The organism is Nonomuraea sp. NPDC049637 (assembly GCF_040675235.1).
Lineage (GTDB): Bacteria > Actinomycetota > Actinomycetes > Streptosporangiales > Streptosporangiaceae > Nonomuraea.
Genome location: NZ_JBFAOM010000027.1, coordinates 1 through 14,305 on the forward strand (window position 1 = coordinate 1; position 14,305 = coordinate 14,305).

A 14,305-nucleotide genomic window follows, 5' to 3' on the forward strand; every position below is an offset into this window, starting at 1 on the left:
GGTTACATTCCGAACCCGGAAGTTAAGCTTCTCTGCGCCGATGGTACTGCACTCGGGAGGGTGTGGGAGAGTAGGTCACCGCCGGACAATCTTTCAAAGAAGCCCCACACGGATCGTGTGGGGCTTCTTTGCGTTGTACACATTTCTCGATGAAGAGCTTCAGGGGCGTGCAGGACGCCTTGGGAGTTCGGTTCGGTGTCACAGGGCCGGCCGCCAGTCGCGTCGTGCCAGCCGGTTCGCGAACACGGAGCCGCCTGTCGGGGCCGGTGCGCTGTGAGCACCCCCATGTGTTGACGCGGCGACCACACCCGGGCTTGCCCCCCTTGGATACAAGCACAGCGACCCCGGCGGACGTCCCGCTTGCACGCGTTGAGAACGGGCGCGACGTTTTATGAGCTTCGTGAGACGGCCTTGGGTGGTGGCGGTGAGCCCACCGTCGAATCGTGCAAATTCTCGGCCGCCGCTACCGGGAGGAGCGGTGAGCGGTGCGCTAGTCGTCGCCCTCTTGCCTTCTGGATCGGTGTTGCATCAGAGCAGAGGCATTCTCTGAGCGCCTGGCGCACAGTAGGCGTGAGGATCCACCCCCAAGCCACCGGCCCGTTCGCGAGACTCATCGTTCAGAGGCTTCTCCGATGCTCCGGGAACACGTTTATGAGGATGTGGGCCAGATACCGCTGAGGGGACTTCCCGTTCTTCGGGTGTTCGGTTTCGACCATGAGATCGCTGCCGCACCGTTCTGGTGAGCGTCGTTCTGTGGGTGGCGGCGAAGGTAAGAGGCCGGTTGGCCGAATGGTCGTGGGTGGCTGGAGGGCTCGTGAACGTTCGGGGGCTTGCTAGGCTGGGGGGAGCGGGCCACCCCCACGGGTGGCCTTCGTCGCGTAAGGCCCGAGGGCGGGCGGCGACCAGCCACGGTGGACCGGCGTTGTGAGTCCGCTGAGTGAGCCAACGAAATGGACCAGAAGTGAACAGAGAAGACGGATCGGACGGCGGACAGCGCGGGCGGGGCGACTACGGGGACAGGCGCTCCAGCGGCGGCAGGACTGGCGGATACGGCTCTCGCGGGCGTGATTCCGGTGGCGATCGTCCGTTCCGTTCAGAGGGCCGGCCGCGGCCGTACAACCGCGAGGACAGAGCGCCCCGAGGCGGGGAGGGTTCCCGCGACGAGCGTGCGCCGCGGCGTGAGGGCGGTTTCCGGGACGAGGGCCGCTCCTACCGCGACCGGGACGACCGCGGACCCCGCCGCGAGGGTGGCTACGGTGACCGCCGTGAAGGCGGAGGCAGCTACGGCGAGCGTCGCGAGGGCGGCGGTGGCTACGGCGAGCGTCGCGAGAGCCGGTACGGCGATCGCGGCCCGCGTCGTGAAGGTTCCGACCGTGGTCCGCGACGCGAGGGCTTCGATCGTGGTCCTCGCCGGGAAGGCTTCGACCGCGGGCCGCGTCGTGAGGGTGACGAGCGTCGTCCTTACCAGGACCGGGATGATCGTGGGCCGCGCCGTGAGGGCGATGACCGCCGTCCTTACCAGGACCGTGGGCCGCGTCGTGAGGGCGGCGGCTACGGCGACCGGGGTCCGCGTCGCGAAGGTTCTGACCGTGGTCCTCGCCGGGAGGGCTTCGACCGCGGGCCGCGCAGGGAGGGCGATGAGCGTCGTCCCTTCCAGGATCGCGGACCTCGGCGTGAGGGCGGCGGCTACGGTGACCGGGGACCGCGTCGTGAAGGCGGCGGTTTTGGTGACCGTGGGCCGCGTCGTGAGGGCGGCAGCTACGGCGACCGTGGGCCGCGTCGTGAAGGCTATGACCGTGGTCCACGTCGGGAGGGTTTCGAGCAGGGGCCGCGGCGTGAGGGTTTCGACCGGGGCCCGCGTCGCGAGGGCTTTGACCGTGGTCCTCGCCGGGAGGGTTTCGACCGCGGGCCGCGTCGTGAAGGTTTCGACCGGGGCCCGCGCCGTGAGGGCGGCGGGTTCGGGGAGCGCCGCGACGACCGCTTCGGTGACCGTGGCCCGCGCCGGGAAGGCTATGACCGTGGTCCTCGTGGTGAGGGCTCGGAGCGTGGTCCCCGCAGTGAGGGCTTCGACCGTGGTCCGCGTCGCGAAGGTTTCGACCGCGGGCCGCGTCGAGAGGGCTTCGATCGGGGGCCGCGTCGCGAGGGCGGGTTCCGTGACGACCGCGGCGGCGGGCAGCGTCGTGAGGGGTTCGACCGGGGGCCGCGTCGCGAGGGTGGCTACGACCGCGGCCCGCGCCGCGACGACTCCTACGGGCCTCGTCGCGAGGGTGGCGGCTACCGTGAGTCGCGTCCGTTCTCGCGTGACGACCGCGGGGAGCGTCCGGGCGGTGGCACCCGCGCCAGGTACGGCCGGGAGGACCGTGACTCCGACGCCCCGCAGCGCGAGAGGCTGCCCGAGATGGCGCCTGACATCACCGCGGAAGAGCTCGACAAGGAAGTGCGCGAGGAGCTGCGTTCGCTGCCCGGTGACCTCTCCGACCTGGTCGGCAGGCACCTGGTCGCGGCGGAGCGCGCCCTGGAGGAGGACGACCCCGACAAGGCGCACGAACACACCAAGGTGGCGCGCCGGTTCGCCGCGCGCATCGGTGTCGTACGCGAGGCCGCGGGCATCGTCGCCTATCGGGCCGGGCACTTCTCCGAGGCGCTCAGCGACCTGCGTGCGGCCAGGAGGATGACGGGGTCGGACGCGTACCTGCCGGTCATGGCCGACTGCGAGCGCGGTCTGGGCCGTCCGGAGCGGGCCATCGATCTCGTACGTTCGCCGGAGGCCGAGCGCCTCGACCGGGCCGGACGCATCGAGCTGACCATCGTCGAGTCGGGCGCCCGGCGTGACCTCGGCCAGCAGGACGCGGCCGTGATCACCCTCCAGCGCCTGCCCGAGCTGCGCGACCCGCAGCCCAAGCCGTGGTCGGCGCGCCTCGCGTTCGCCTATGCGGACGCCCTGGCCGACGCCGGGCATCAGGAGGCGGCGACGGACTGGTTCGCCCGGGCGATGGCCTTCGACGAGGACGGCGAGACGGACGCGGCCGAGCGCTACGCCGAGCTCACCGGAGCCGTCATCGAGGACGTCGAGGAGGACTTCGAGGAGGACCTCGACTCCGAGGACGACTCCGAGGACGACTCCGAGGACGACTTCGACGACGCCGGCGTCGCCGACGAGGGCAAGCTGGCCGAGGAGGAGGAAGAGGACGCCGAGGCCCTGGCCGAGGCGGACGACCTCCTGGAGCCCGAGGTCTCCGAGCCTGCCGTGCCTGCTGAACCTGTCGAGCCGGGCGCGCCGGTCGAGCCTGTCGAGCCGAAGGACGCCGTCGCTGCTGAGGCGGCCGAGCCGGAGGCGGGCGAGCCCGCGGACCGTGGCGAGGAAGGCAAGCCGGCGGAGGCCGGGACGCCGGGGATCACGCCTGCGTTCATCGAGCCGGACTTCGGTGACGTGCTGGAAGTCGAGACGGACGAGTCCGCTCAGGACCGGCCGAAGAAGAACGGCGAGTAGGTATTGAGGCTCCGCCGTACCCCTGATGATCAGGGGTACGGCGGAGCTTTTGTGTCCTATGAGGTGTGGTCAGCCGGTGGTCATCGTTCGACGCGGTTGAGCCAGTGGAGGATGCCCGCGACGTTCGACGGGGCGCCGCTCAGCAGTTCGAACTGCTCGGCTGTCACGTCGTCCGACTGCAGGGCGGTGTAGCGCTCCTTGGTGCGGTCGCGGACCATGGCGACCGCGTGATCGAGGTCGAGGCCCTCGGAGTGTGCCTGGCGGGTGAGATCCACCCAGACCCGGAGCTCCTCGGCGGATCGCTCAAGGGTCTCCTGGACGGCGCCGACCGGTCCGTAGTGGCTGAACAGCAACCGTTGCGGACCAAGGGCCTGGAACAGGGCGATCGAGTCGAGGGCCGTCTGAAGGTCGAAGTCCGGCGGCGGCGTGGCGGGGCGCAGGTCGCCGGTCTGGGGCAGATACACGCCCGCGGCGTCCCCGACGTAGAGGTCTCCGGTGGCGGAGTCGATCAGGCCGACGTGGTGCTTGGCATGGCCGGGGGAGTAGTGGCTGCTCAGCGTGCGGCCGTTGCCCAGGTCGATGGCGCCGGTGTCGCCCAGGGCGACGATGCGCTCGGCCTCGGTGGGGGACAGTTCGCCGAAGAGGGTGTCGAGCTGGTCACCCCAGACCATCCGGGCGCTGGCCATCAGACGCGACGGATCGGCCAGATGGCGCGCACCCTTCTCGTGTACGACCACCTGCGCGGACGGGAAGAACTTCGCGATGTCCCCCACACCGCCCGCATGGTCCAGGTGGATATGGGTCACCACCACGGTGGCCAGGTCGTCCGGGCCGACGCCGAGCGAGGCGAGCGCGTCGCGCACCACGGGGGACGAGGTCGAGGTGCCCGTCTCCACCAGGCACGGCCGATCTCCCAGGATCAGGTAGCCGGCGGTGATGCCTGAGTATCCGGCCATCTTGGTGTCGATCTCATAGACGTCGCCGCCTAGTGCGGTGATGTTGTCCACAGGCACTCCCGCGCGTACATCCGTCATCCCCAGAACGACGTTCGTATCGATCCGGGCTTCCCCTCATCGTAGAGAGTGATCTCCTCCGGAACACAAACGGGAGGACGACAATGGATCGGAACGAGGTCGTGCTGGTGGGGCGGCTGTCGGCGGCGGTCGAGGAATACGCGATGCCGAGCGGCGACATGGCCACGAAGTGGCGCGTCATCGTACGCCGCCGGCGCAGGCACCGGCGAGGAGCGGCTCTCACCGACAGCATCCCGTGCGTCACGTTCGATCCCGAGGTCGCGCACATCGTGCGAGGTCTCAAACCGCGGGACTTCATCGAGGTGACGGGCGCGTTCCGCTGCCGGGTCTTCGGCCCGGCCGCCGCCAAGATCTGGCGGTACGAGGTGGAGGTCGGTGCCGTCAGACCTGTCGAGGAGACGGTTCCTGAGCCGTCTGAAGAGGTGGTGGCGAGCCGGGGGCCGCGGCAGGTGGCTCAGCTGGCCGGGGCGGGGTGATCTTGTCGGCGATGGCCAGGCGCCGCCCTGGAGAGCGCTCGGCGATGGGCAGGGGAGGCGTGGCTACGCGGCAGGGGCGGCGTCAGTCGATGGCGAACGTGCGCAGGACCAGGCCGGTACGCGGTTTGGGGCCGAAGGAGGTGGACTTGCGGGGCACTCGTTCGCCCCCCGCGGCGACGGCCAGCACGTCGTCGACCATGAGCGGCTTGAGGATGACGGCTGTGCCGCCCGTCTGGATCGCGAGCCGCAACGCCGCCTCGGTGTCGTGGTGGACGATGCGTACCGCCCGCTCGTCGTCCTCCATGCCCCACACCTTGGGCAGGATGAACTCGCTGAGGATGGAGGTGTTCAGCGAGTTCCAGCGGTCCGAATGGCCGTCCGGCATCGCCAGGTTGAGCTGCACCGGGTCGGGGTCGGTGAGCAGATGCGTGCCGCTCTCACCGGCGAGGAGGAAGGCGGGTTCGGCCGCGTTCTGCAGTGCCTCCAGGCCCTGCGCCAGGTCGTCGTAGTCGTGTACCTGCCAGGCGCCTCTGGCCCTGGCGGCGGCCTCGGCCAAGGGGAGACCGGGGATGACGCGGTGGATGGCCTTGAGGTCGGGCGGGTAGGCGGTGGAGTCGACGATCAGGGCGAGCCCGAAGTCCCAGGGGCCCAGCGCCTGCCGGGGGTCGGCCGGGGCGGAGGCCGGCTCCGCTGACGGATGGGCCAGGTGATCGGTCAGCTCGTGCCGGAACGAGGTGATTGGGCTAGGAGAGGGTGTTACGGGGTGGTCCGGCGCGGTGGACGGGTGTGATGCGCCCTGGGAGTTGTGGGTGGGCATGCTCGGGGGTGCGTTGAGGGGGACGTGCTGAGAGGGCTGGATGGCTTCCTGTGACCCGTCGTTGGGCGTGGCCTGGTGCGTCCCGTCCCGCAGGGCTTGGCGGGCGGCGTGTTCCTGACGCTGGAGGACGCGGTAGGTGGCGTACCGGTGGTGGCCGTCGGCGATCAGGGCTTGACGGTTGCGCAGGTCGGCGTTGATGGCGTCTATCTCGTCCGGGTCGGTGATCGCCCACAGCCGGTGGGTGAGGCCGTCCTCGGTTCCGGCCGTGACGAGGGGCGGTCGTTTGGCGGCGACCTCGTCCACCAGGCGGGTCGCCCTGCCGTTGTCGCCGTTGTAGAGGAGGAAGATGGGTTCGAGGTTGGCCTCGGTGGTGCTCATGAGGGCCAGCCGGTCGGCGATGGGGCCGGGCATGACGTCCTCGTGGGGGAGGATGACGCGGTCGGCGGGGTCGACCAGGCCGACGTCGCCGATCAGGCCGCGCTGGAGGACGTGCGGGCCGCTCTGCTCGTACACGTACAGGGCGGGGGTGTCGTCGGCCACGAGGACGCCGGCGTCCAGCCAGGCCCTCAGCGTGTCCCTGGCCTCGGAGTAACGCGCTTCCAGCGGCACTTCGGTCCGGTGGCGGAGTCTGGACGGGGTCCCGGCCGGGTCACGAGGGGTGCCGGGTTCGGTGGCGGGTGTCGCTTCTGGGTTGCAGGGAAGGATGAGGCGGACGACATTGTTCGGGTGGGAGGCAAGGAGGGCTTCGACGTCCGCGTCGCTGATCAGGTCGTACGGTGGGGAGGTCACCTTGGCGGGATCTTCGACATCGAAACGTACGCCTCGGAAGGGCCGTAGCACCAGTCCGTCCGGCACCGGCAGTTCAGGAGTCCCCATACCGGGCATGCTCCCATAAATGCTTGCGCCTACCAGGAGTTGCCCCAATCGTTTGCTGTCGCGCCCCTTACGCGGCGGAGGGGGAGCGAGGTTCGTCGTCCAGCGATGAAGGAGTCCTCACGCATGGTTCAGGGCGGAAATGGTCACGATGAGTCCGTGGGTGGCGTTCCCGGGGGCGGTGTGTACGACTGGTATCAGCGTGGTGTGAAGTTGCTGAAGGAGGGGAGCCCGGCTGCTGCCGCGGCGTTGCTGGAACGGGCCGCCGCTGCAGAGCCGCAGTCCCGGAGCATCCTCGAGGCGCTGGCTCGGGCGCAGTTCAACTCCCGTCAGTACGCGGAGGCCGCGGCCAGCTTCCGGCAGATCGTGGATGCGAACCCGGCTGAGGATTATGCGTACTTCGGGCTGGGCTTGTCGTTGTGGCGTACGGGGGATCTGGAAGGGGCTCAGGAGCCGCTGGCCATCGCGGTGGCCATGCGGCCGGACGAGCGGCATTACGTGTCGGCCTTGAAGAGTGTGCGGGCGACGTTGAGGGCTCGCCGAGAGATGTAGGGGCAGGCGGGCGCGGGGGCCGGCCATGGCCGACGTCGTCTCCCAAGCGACTGTGCCGAGGCGTTTCGGTCCTCTCCGGGGGCGTTGACTCGGTGGGGAGGCCGCCCTGCGATGTGTGCTTGCGGCCCGTCGTGCTGATCGGGCGTCGTCGCAGCAGATCGCTTCCTTGGTCTGGCCCTGTGTTGGAGGGCGGCTATCCGTGCCCTAGGTGGGTCCATTGGGGTGGCGTTGTCGCTGAGGTCCTTCCAGGGCCTCGGCAAGGCGTTCACGCCGTCGCGCATGGGCGGCCCTGTCCGCGCGTTCCCCAGCCGCTGACGGCGGCCGGGAGACAGCAGCCGCTGAAGGCGGCCGGGGGACATCACGGCACAGCCCGCCGTCGACCCCGAGCACCTGGCCGGTTGTGACGACTCCGACCGATACCGGAGGAGTGGCAACCCTGGCTGCTGGGCGACCCACTCGGGTTGTAAGGGCACCACCGTGATGGGCCGTGCGAGGTCTCACCACTGGGACATGAGGGGCCTGTGCGGTGGCTTTCCCAGGCGAGCGCCCGAGAAGCGTGGTGCGGCGAATGCAGTTGTCGTGGCTGCCCAGGCGGTGCCTGCTTGAGAGTCCGGGCATGCCACAGCTGCATCTGGCTGCCCTCGCGTAAGGGGGTAGGCATGCCTTGGCCGTATTTGGCTGCCAGACCATCATGGAAGAAGGTCGCCGTGAGGGTGTTTGCCTGGTTTTGCGTGGCAGAACGGCGCCTTGAGGGGCGGCCGTGCCCTCAGTTTTGGGCTCGTCGGCCGCCGCCCTCTGTACGCGCATGGTGGTGGGGGTCAGGCGTGGCGGGTGGCGTTGGCGAGGATGGCGGATCGGAGGTAGGCGGCCAGGCCGGGGGAGGTGCGGTCGAAGGCGGCGGTGAAGCGGGGGTCGGAGACGTACAGGTCGGCGAGGCCGCGGTGGATGTCGTACGTGCAGTCGTAGAACCAGCGCGAGAGGTGGGCGCGGTGTTCCTCGGCCAGGTCCATCGCGAGGTCGCCGTCGGCCGGGACGTCTGCGTGCATCGCGTCGGCGAGGCGGGCCGAGAGGGCGGCCGCTTCGGCTTCGTGCCGCTGCCAGTCCAACTTCGTGTACGCCGACGTGCGGCGGGCGGATTCGGCCCAGGCGTCTGTGCCGCCCCAGCGTTGCTCGGCCTCCGCCGCGTACGCGTCATGGGTAGGGGCGCCGAGGGGTTCTGCGCGTTCCTGGGGCATGGTTGTCCTTCCGGTGTCGGTTACGGGTTTCCCGATCCACGAAGAGAAGGCTTCCTGTGGACGGGTACGAAGGCGACGCTAAAGTCTCACGCGGCGTGAGAGTCAAACGGGAAGAGGCGCTGTGCTGATTGACGGCTATGACACCCTGCTGCTCGACCTCGACGGTGTGGTCTACCTCGGACAGCACGCGGTACCCGGGGCGAGGCAGGCGCTGGAGGAGGCGCAGGGCAAGGGGGTCCGGCTCGCCTACGTGACCAACAACGCCTCCAGGACGCCCGCCGCCATCGCCGCCCACCTGCGGGAAATCGGCGTCCCTGCCATGGCGGCCGATGTGGTGACCTCGGCGCAGGCGGCCGCGCGGCTCGTCGCTGAGCGGGTGGCTCCGGGCGCCGCGGTGCTGGTCGTGGGCGGGTCGGGGCTGCGGGTGGCCGTACGGGCTCATGGGCTCAGGCCGGTGTCCGTCGCGGCCGAGTCGCCCGCTGCGGTGGTTCAGGGGATCGCTCCCGGTCTGTCGTACGCCTTGCTGTCGGAGGGGGCGCTGGCCGTACGGCAGGGCGCGCTGTTCGTGGCCTCCAACGGTGACAGCACCATGCCGACAGGGCGGGGCGAACTGCCGGGGAACGGGGCAATGGTCCGGGTCATCGCCGCCGCCACCGGGGTCGAACCGGTGTACGCCGGCAAGCCGGATCCGCCGCTGCACCGGGAGTCGATGATCCGTACCGGCGCTCGGCGGCCGCTGGTCGTGGGGGATCGGCTGGACACCGACATCGAAGGGGCCTCCAACGCGGGGGTGGAGAGCCTGCTGGTGTTCACCGGGGTGGCCACTCCGCTCGACGTGCTGACCGCCGCGCCCCGGCACCGGCCCACGTACCTGGCCGAGGACCTCGGCGCGCTGGTGCAGCCCTATCCCGACGTGCGGGACGGCGCCTGCCGGGGATGGCGGGCCGAGTGGCGCGACGGGGCGCTGCACCTCGAAGGCGACGGCAGCCGGATCGACGGCCTGCGCGCGGCCTGCGACGCCGCCTGGACGGCCGCGGGCGAAGGGCAGATCGGGGAGGACGCGGTCAAGGACGTCCTGCAGCGCGTGGGGTGAGGCGATCAGCACGGGCGGAGGGGGCCGCCTCGACCCTGCCCTTTCCCGCCTGGCAGCGGCCAGGAGCCCGCGAGCCCACTCGTGACGGCGTCCTCCTTCCGCAGCCCGCACCACGCCGGACTCGTCGAGCGGGCACGCCATTGGGCACGGGACCAGTAGCCACAGCCCGCACCACGCGGGACTCGTGCACGCGAGTGGTGCAGGGGCAGCGCCGTGATTGCGGGGTGTGGGCTGGTCGGGAAAAGCGTCGTCAGATGGGGGCGACGTGGCCGCCGGAGGGCGGCTCAGTCGGTCGGGGGATGAGGGGGCAGGTTCGCTGTTCGCTTGTCGCCTAACAGTTAACGCACGCGCCGAGCAGTTGCCTGATCGCGAACACACGCGCCGAGTAGTTGCCTGATGGCGAACACGCACCGAGTAGTTGCCTCATGGCGAACACACGCGCTGAACGGCTGCGCAGGACAGCGAACAGTCGCCTGACAGCGAACGCGCGCATGGCACGGACCCGGTCAGATCAGCTTGCGCAGGCGCAGCAGGTCGCCGAAGCTTGCGTCGATCTTCACCCGCCCTCCGAGCAGGGCACGGGCCAGATCCAGTTCACCGTCGACCAGCGCGACCAGGTCGTCGCTCGCGATGGTGATCTTCACATCGGCCGGTTTGCCGCCCGCCGGCGGCTCCTCGGTGAACGGGTCGAGCCCCCCGTGATGCAGCCGCCCGTAGAAGATCACGTCGAGGTCGGACACCCGGGCGCTGACCGTGCGTTCCACCACGTGTTTGGCACGATCCTCCGCGCCGATCTCGTCGAACTGGGCGACGAGCCTGGCCAGTGCCGCCCGGCACTCCTCGACGCTTGCCATGTTGGGCATCCTTTCTTTCCCTTTGCGGTCGGTAGCGTTCCACATCACTAGCACCCCCGTATGAGCTTCAACGCGTGACACGCCTGCCAAGGTCCCGGGCGCTCGCCCGAGGCGTTACGGTCGAGTCATGAGTGAGCTGCCGGAGGAGACCGGTGACGAGCGGGTCGACGCCATCGTGGCCGGTCTCGGTCGTGTGGGCGAGCTGCCGGTGAACGAGCACGTGGCGGTGTTCGAGGAGGCGTTCGCCGGGCTGGAGTCCACTCTCGCGGGTGCGGGCGACGAAGCGCTGGGCGAGCGGTGAGCCGGCGGATCCGTCTCGACAGCGAGCTGGTGCGCCGCGGGCTGGCCAGGTCGCGGGAGCAGGCCGCCCAGCTCATCGAGGCCGGGCGGGTCAGCGTGGGCGGCCAGCAGGCGCACAAGCCCGCGACCCAGGTCGACACCGCCTCGGCCATCGTCGTCGCCGAGTCGGCCGACGGGCCCGACTACGTTTCGCGGGGAGCGCACAAACTGCTCGGGGCGCTGGAGGCGTTCAAGAGCCTGTCGGTGGAGGGGCGCAGGTGCCTCGACGCGGGAGCCTCCACGGGAGGCTTCACCGACGTGCTGCTGCGCCACGGCGCGGCCCACGTGCTCGCGGTCGACGTCGGTTACGGCCAGCTCGCCTGGTCGCTGCGCACCGACGAGCGGGTGACCGTGATGGAACGGGTCAACGTGCGCGATCTGACCCCCGAGATGGTCGGCGAGCCGCCCACGCTGGTCGTCGGCGACCTGTCGTTCATCTCGCTGCGGCTCGTGCTGCCGGCGCTGGCGCAGGTCGCCGCGCCGCGGGCCGACTTCGTCATGCTGGTCAAGCCGCAGTTCGAGGTGGGCAAGGAGCTCGTGGGCGCGGGCGGCGTGGTGCGCGACCCCGAGTTGCGGGCCAGGTCGGTGCGCGAGGCGGCGGCCAAGGCGCAGGAGCTGGGGCTGAGCGTGCGGGGAGTGACCGCGAGCCCGCTGCCCGGTCCGTCCGGAAATGTCGAATACCTGCTGTGGCTGGGCAAAGGAGAGGGTGATCCGCCCGTCGCCGAGCTCGATGCCGAGATCCAGCGTGCCGTCGCGGAAGGGCCGCAATGAACCGGACCGTGCTGGTCGCCGTCCACACCGGGCGGGGCGCCGCCGTCGAGAGCGCCCGTCTGGTCATCAACCGGCTGGTCGGGGCGGGCATCAACGTACGCGTCCTGGACACCGAGGCGCGTGACATCGGCTGTGGCGGGGTGGAGGTCGTCCCCAGCGACGACCCCGGTTCGGCCAAGGACGCCGAGGTCATGATCGTGCTCGGCGGCGACGGCTCGCTGCTGCGCTCGGCCGAGCTGGCCAAGCCCGCCGGCACGCCGCTGCTCGGGGTCAACCTCGGGCACGTCGGGTTCCTGGCCGAGGCGGAGGTGGCCGACCTGGCGACGGCGGTCGACAGCGTGGTCGCCGGGCGCTACGACGTCGAGGAGCGCATGACGATCGACGTCCTGGCCAGGCAGAACGGCCGGGTGATCGCCGACACGTGGGCGCTCAACGAGGTCACCGTGGAGAAGCAGGAACGCATGCTGGAGGTGGTCGCCGAGATCGACGGGCGGCCGCTGTCCCGCTGGGGCTGCGACGGCGTGATATGCGCCACTCCGACGGGTTCGACGGCGTATGCGTTCTCGGCCGGCGGGCCGGTGGTCTGGCCGGAGGTGGAGGCGCTGCTCCTGGTGCCGATCAGCGCCCACGCGCTGTTCGCCCGGCCGCTGGTGGTCTCGCCACGGTCCACGATGGCCGTGGAGATCCTGCCGGACACGCCGGGCGGGGTTCTGTGGTGCGACGGCCGCCGTCGTTTCGAGCTGCCCTCCGGGTCGCGGGTGGAGGTGCGCAGGGGCGCCGAGCCGGTGCGCCTGGCCCGTCTGCACGGCATCGAGAACACCGGCGCGCCCTTCACCGACAGGCTGGTCGCCAAGTTCGAACTACCGGTTCAGGGATGGCGCGGGAGAGTGCGACCCTGAATGAATGGAGGGCGGAGCGCGTAGGATCCCATGGGCAACAGATGTCCGGAGACAATCGACCGGCCATCAGGCACGGCAGTGACGGGAGTGGGCAGTGCGACCAAGGGTCGAGGAGGTCCGCATCCAGGGGCTCGGCGTCATCGACGAGGCCGTACTCGAGCTTTCGCCGGGCTTCAACGTGGTCACCGGCGAGACCGGCGCGGGCAAGACGATGGTCGTCACGGGGCTCGGGCTGCTGTTCGGCGGCCGGGCCGATCCCTCGCGCATCCGTCCGGGGGCTGACAAGGCGACCGTCGAGGGCACTCTCGTCGTCGAGCCCGGCGGCCGGGTCGCCCAGCAGGTCGAGGACCTCGGCGGTGAAGTCGAGGACGGCGAGTTGATCATCTCGCGCACCGTCTCGGCCGAGGGCCGCTCAAGGGCCTGGCTCGGGGGCCGCACGGTGCCCGTCGGCACGCTGACGTACCTGGCCGACGACCTGGTGGCGGTGCACGGGCAGATGGACCAGCAGCGGCTGCTGCAGGCCGCCAGGCAGCGCGCCGCGCTCGACCGTTACGCCGGAAACGAGCTGGTCAAGCCGTTGCGGGCGTATGCGCAGGCGTACAAGCGGCACAAGCAGGTCGGGGCGCTGCTCGACGAGCTGACCACCCAGGCCAGGGAGCGTGCCCAGGAGGCCGACCGGCTGCGGTTCGGCCTGGAGGAGATCGAGAAGGTCGACCCCAAGCCGGGCGAGGACGCCGACCTGCGCGAGGAGGAGGAGCGCCTCTCGCACGCCGACGCGTTGCGCAGCGCCGCCACCACGTCCCACACCGCGCTGCTCGGCGACCCGATGGAGGCCGGCGGCGGCGCCCGTGACGTGATCTCGCTGCTCGGGGAGGCCCGCGCGGCCGTCGAGGCCGTGCGCGACTACGACCCGCAGCTCGCCGGCGTGGCCGACCGGCTCGCCGAGGCCGGATACCTGATCTCCGACGTCGCCACCGACCTGGCCGCCTACGCCGAGTCCATCGAGGCCGACCCCGCCCGTCTCGGAGCCGTGCAGGAGCGCAGGTCCGTGCTGGGCAGCCTGATCAGGAAATACGCCGAGGACAGCGCAGGGGTGCTGGCCTGGGCCCAGCAGGCGGCCGCCCGCCTGGGCGAGCTCGAAGGCGACGACGAGCGCATCGAGGAGCTCACCCGCGAGCACGAGGAGCTCACCACCAGGCTCACCACCCTGGCCGCCGAGCTCACCAAGGTGCGTGAGGCCGCCGCCGAGCGCTTCGGCCAGGCCGTGACCGAAGAGCTGACCGCGCTGGCCATGCCCCACGCCCGGGTCGTGGTGCAGCTCACCCAGAGCGCCGAGTTCGGCCCGGAGGGCGTCGACGAGGTGGAGCTGCGGATGGCCGCCCACCCGGCCGCGCCGCCGCTGCCGCTCAACAAGGGCGCCTCCGGCGGTGAGCTGAGCCGCGTCATGCTCGCCATCGAGGTCGTGTTCGCCGGTGCCGACCCGGTGCCGACGTTCGTGTTCGACGAGGTCGACGCGGGGGTCGGCGGCAAGGCCGCGGTCGAGATCGGGCGCCGGCTGGCCCGCCTCGCGCGCACCGCGCAGGTGATCGTCGTCACCCACCTCCCGCAGGTGGCGGCCTTCGCCGACCAGCATCTGGTCGTCGAGAAGGCCAGCGACGGCAGCGTCGTGCGCAGCGGTGTCGTCACGCTCAACCACGAGGGACGCGTCCGCGAACTGTCGCGCATGCTGGCCGGTCTGGAGGACTCCGAACTCGGCCGAGCGCACGCGGAGGAGCTGCTCGGGCTCGCAGCGGCCGACAGGTGATTCAGCGTGACATAGTGGACACGCGGCGTAGTGCTTGGCCCCGGCGCTGTTTCCCTCTGGCAGGATGG

13 protein-coding genes and 1 rRNA gene are annotated in these 14,305 nt (G+C 70.6%); 9 read left to right on the plus strand and 5 right to left on the minus strand.

Translation table 11 applies throughout. From position 1 onward, the window contains the following. Nucleotides 1–87 (plus strand): 5S ribosomal RNA (gene rrf, locus AB0J71_RS31230); the annotation flags it as partial. 1,006 nt (nucleotides 88–1,093) lie between these two features. Here rrf and AB0J71_RS31235 read toward each other — a convergent pair. After that, a complete protein-coding gene (locus tag AB0J71_RS31235; protein WP_364417328.1) occupies nucleotides 1,094–2,494 on the minus strand; it encodes a hypothetical protein in 1,401 nt (466 codons plus the stop codon). On the opposite strand from AB0J71_RS31235, the gene AB0J71_RS31240 reads away from it, so the two are divergent. Beyond that, nucleotides 2,438–3,490, plus strand: coding sequence for a hypothetical protein (locus tag AB0J71_RS31240; RefSeq protein WP_364417330.1), 1,053 nt, complete (start codon nucleotides 2,438–2,440; stop codon nucleotides 3,488–3,490). The genes AB0J71_RS31235 and AB0J71_RS31240 overlap by 57 nt on opposite strands. A gap of 80 nt (nucleotides 3,491–3,570) precedes the next feature. Here AB0J71_RS31240 and AB0J71_RS31245 read toward each other — a convergent pair whose 3' ends face one another. Then, entirely contained in the window at nucleotides 3,571–4,497 is a 927-nt protein-coding gene (locus AB0J71_RS31245) for an MBL fold metallo-hydrolase (RefSeq protein ID WP_352326199.1), read from the minus strand. 110 nt (nucleotides 4,498–4,607) lie between these two features. Between AB0J71_RS31245 and AB0J71_RS31250 the strand changes: the two genes are divergently transcribed. After that, nucleotides 4,608–5,000, plus strand: a complete 393-nt coding sequence (locus AB0J71_RS31250) for a single-stranded DNA-binding protein (protein ID WP_364417332.1) — start codon at nucleotides 4,608–4,610, stop codon at nucleotides 4,998–5,000. An 82-nt stretch (nucleotides 5,001–5,082) separates the two neighbouring features. Here the strand turns inward: AB0J71_RS31250 and AB0J71_RS31255 are convergent, their stop codons facing one another. Further along, the gene (locus AB0J71_RS31255) at nucleotides 5,083–6,702 is read right to left on the minus strand and encodes a DUF1015 domain-containing protein (protein ID WP_364417334.1); all 1,620 of its coding nucleotides are present in this window, start codon (nucleotides 6,700–6,702) and stop codon (nucleotides 5,083–5,085) included. Nucleotides 6,703–6,816: 114 nt separating this feature from the next. On the opposite strand from AB0J71_RS31255, the gene AB0J71_RS31260 reads away from it, so the two are divergent. After that, nucleotides 6,817–7,242, plus strand: a complete 426-nt coding sequence (locus AB0J71_RS31260; protein ID WP_352326203.1) for a tetratricopeptide repeat protein — start codon at nucleotides 6,817–6,819, stop codon at nucleotides 7,240–7,242. Between the two features lie 818 nt (nucleotides 7,243–8,060). Here the strand turns inward: AB0J71_RS31260 and AB0J71_RS31265 are convergent. Continuing rightward, complete coding sequence (locus AB0J71_RS31265) at nucleotides 8,061–8,477, minus strand: TipAS antibiotic-recognition domain-containing protein (protein WP_352326205.1); 417 nt, start codon at nucleotides 8,475–8,477, stop codon at nucleotides 8,061–8,063. Nucleotides 8,478–8,598: 121 nt separating this feature from the next. Here AB0J71_RS31265 and AB0J71_RS31270 point away from each other — a divergent pair, with 121 nt between their 5' ends. Beyond that, on the plus strand, nucleotides 8,599–9,570 hold the full coding sequence (locus AB0J71_RS31270; protein WP_364417337.1) for an HAD-IIA family hydrolase: 972 nt from the start codon (nucleotides 8,599–8,601) through the stop codon (nucleotides 9,568–9,570). A gap of 506 nt (nucleotides 9,571–10,076) precedes the next feature. Here AB0J71_RS31270 and AB0J71_RS31275 read toward each other — a convergent pair. Then, nucleotides 10,077–10,424: an SCP2 sterol-binding domain-containing protein gene (locus AB0J71_RS31275; RefSeq protein ID WP_352326207.1), complete on the minus strand. Its 348-nt coding sequence runs from the start codon at nucleotides 10,422–10,424 to the stop codon at nucleotides 10,077–10,079. 127 nt (nucleotides 10,425–10,551) lie between these two features. Between AB0J71_RS31275 and AB0J71_RS31280 the strand changes: the two genes are divergently transcribed. The 4 genes from AB0J71_RS31280 (at nucleotide 10,552) to recN (ending at nucleotide 14,237) form a co-directional block, all read left to right on the plus strand. Further along, nucleotides 10,552–10,725: a hypothetical protein gene (locus AB0J71_RS31280; RefSeq protein ID WP_352326208.1), complete on the plus strand. Its 174-nt coding sequence runs from the start codon at nucleotides 10,552–10,554 to the stop codon at nucleotides 10,723–10,725. After that, nucleotides 10,722–11,534 carry a TlyA family RNA methyltransferase gene (locus AB0J71_RS31285; protein WP_352326209.1) on the plus strand — a complete coding sequence of 271 codons (813 nt, stop codon included), beginning with the start codon at nucleotides 10,722–10,724 and terminating at the stop codon, nucleotides 11,532–11,534. Before AB0J71_RS31280 ends, AB0J71_RS31285 begins: the two co-directional genes overlap by 4 nt. Beyond that, a complete protein-coding gene (locus tag AB0J71_RS31290) occupies nucleotides 11,531–12,433 on the plus strand; it encodes an NAD kinase (RefSeq protein WP_352326210.1) in 903 nt (300 codons plus the stop codon). The genes AB0J71_RS31285 and AB0J71_RS31290 overlap by 4 nt, the downstream gene beginning before the upstream one ends. A gap of 94 nt (nucleotides 12,434–12,527) precedes the next feature. Then, nucleotides 12,528–14,237, plus strand: a complete 1,710-nt coding sequence (gene recN, locus AB0J71_RS31295) for a DNA repair protein RecN (RefSeq protein WP_352326211.1) — start codon at nucleotides 12,528–12,530, stop codon at nucleotides 14,235–14,237. The last annotated feature ends 68 nt before the right edge of the window (nucleotides 14,238–14,305 follow it).

What these genes read in the sequence shown, in the direction of transcription:
- AB0J71_RS31260 (WP_352326203.1), top strand. Translation starts at nt 6,817, where the DNA reads ATGGTTCAGGGCGGAAATGGTCACGATGAGTCCGTGGGTGGCGTTCCC.
- AB0J71_RS31255 (WP_364417334.1), bottom strand. Translation starts at nt 6,702, where the DNA reads ATGCCCGGTATGGGGACTCCTGAACTGCCGGTGCCGGACGGACTGGTG.
- AB0J71_RS31250 (WP_364417332.1), top strand. Translation starts at nt 4,608, where the DNA reads ATGGATCGGAACGAGGTCGTGCTGGTGGGGCGGCTGTCGGCGGCGGTC.
- AB0J71_RS31265 (WP_352326205.1), bottom strand. Translation starts at nt 8,477, where the DNA reads ATGCCCCAGGAACGCGCAGAACCCCTCGGCGCCCCTACCCATGACGCG.
- AB0J71_RS31275 (WP_352326207.1), bottom strand. Translation starts at nt 10,424, where the DNA reads ATGGCAAGCGTCGAGGAGTGCCGGGCGGCACTGGCCAGGCTCGTCGCC.
- AB0J71_RS31280 (WP_352326208.1), top strand. Translation starts at nt 10,552, where the DNA reads ATGAGTGAGCTGCCGGAGGAGACCGGTGACGAGCGGGTCGACGCCATC.
- AB0J71_RS31290 (WP_352326210.1), top strand. Translation starts at nt 11,531, where the DNA reads ATGAACCGGACCGTGCTGGTCGCCGTCCACACCGGGCGGGGCGCCGCC.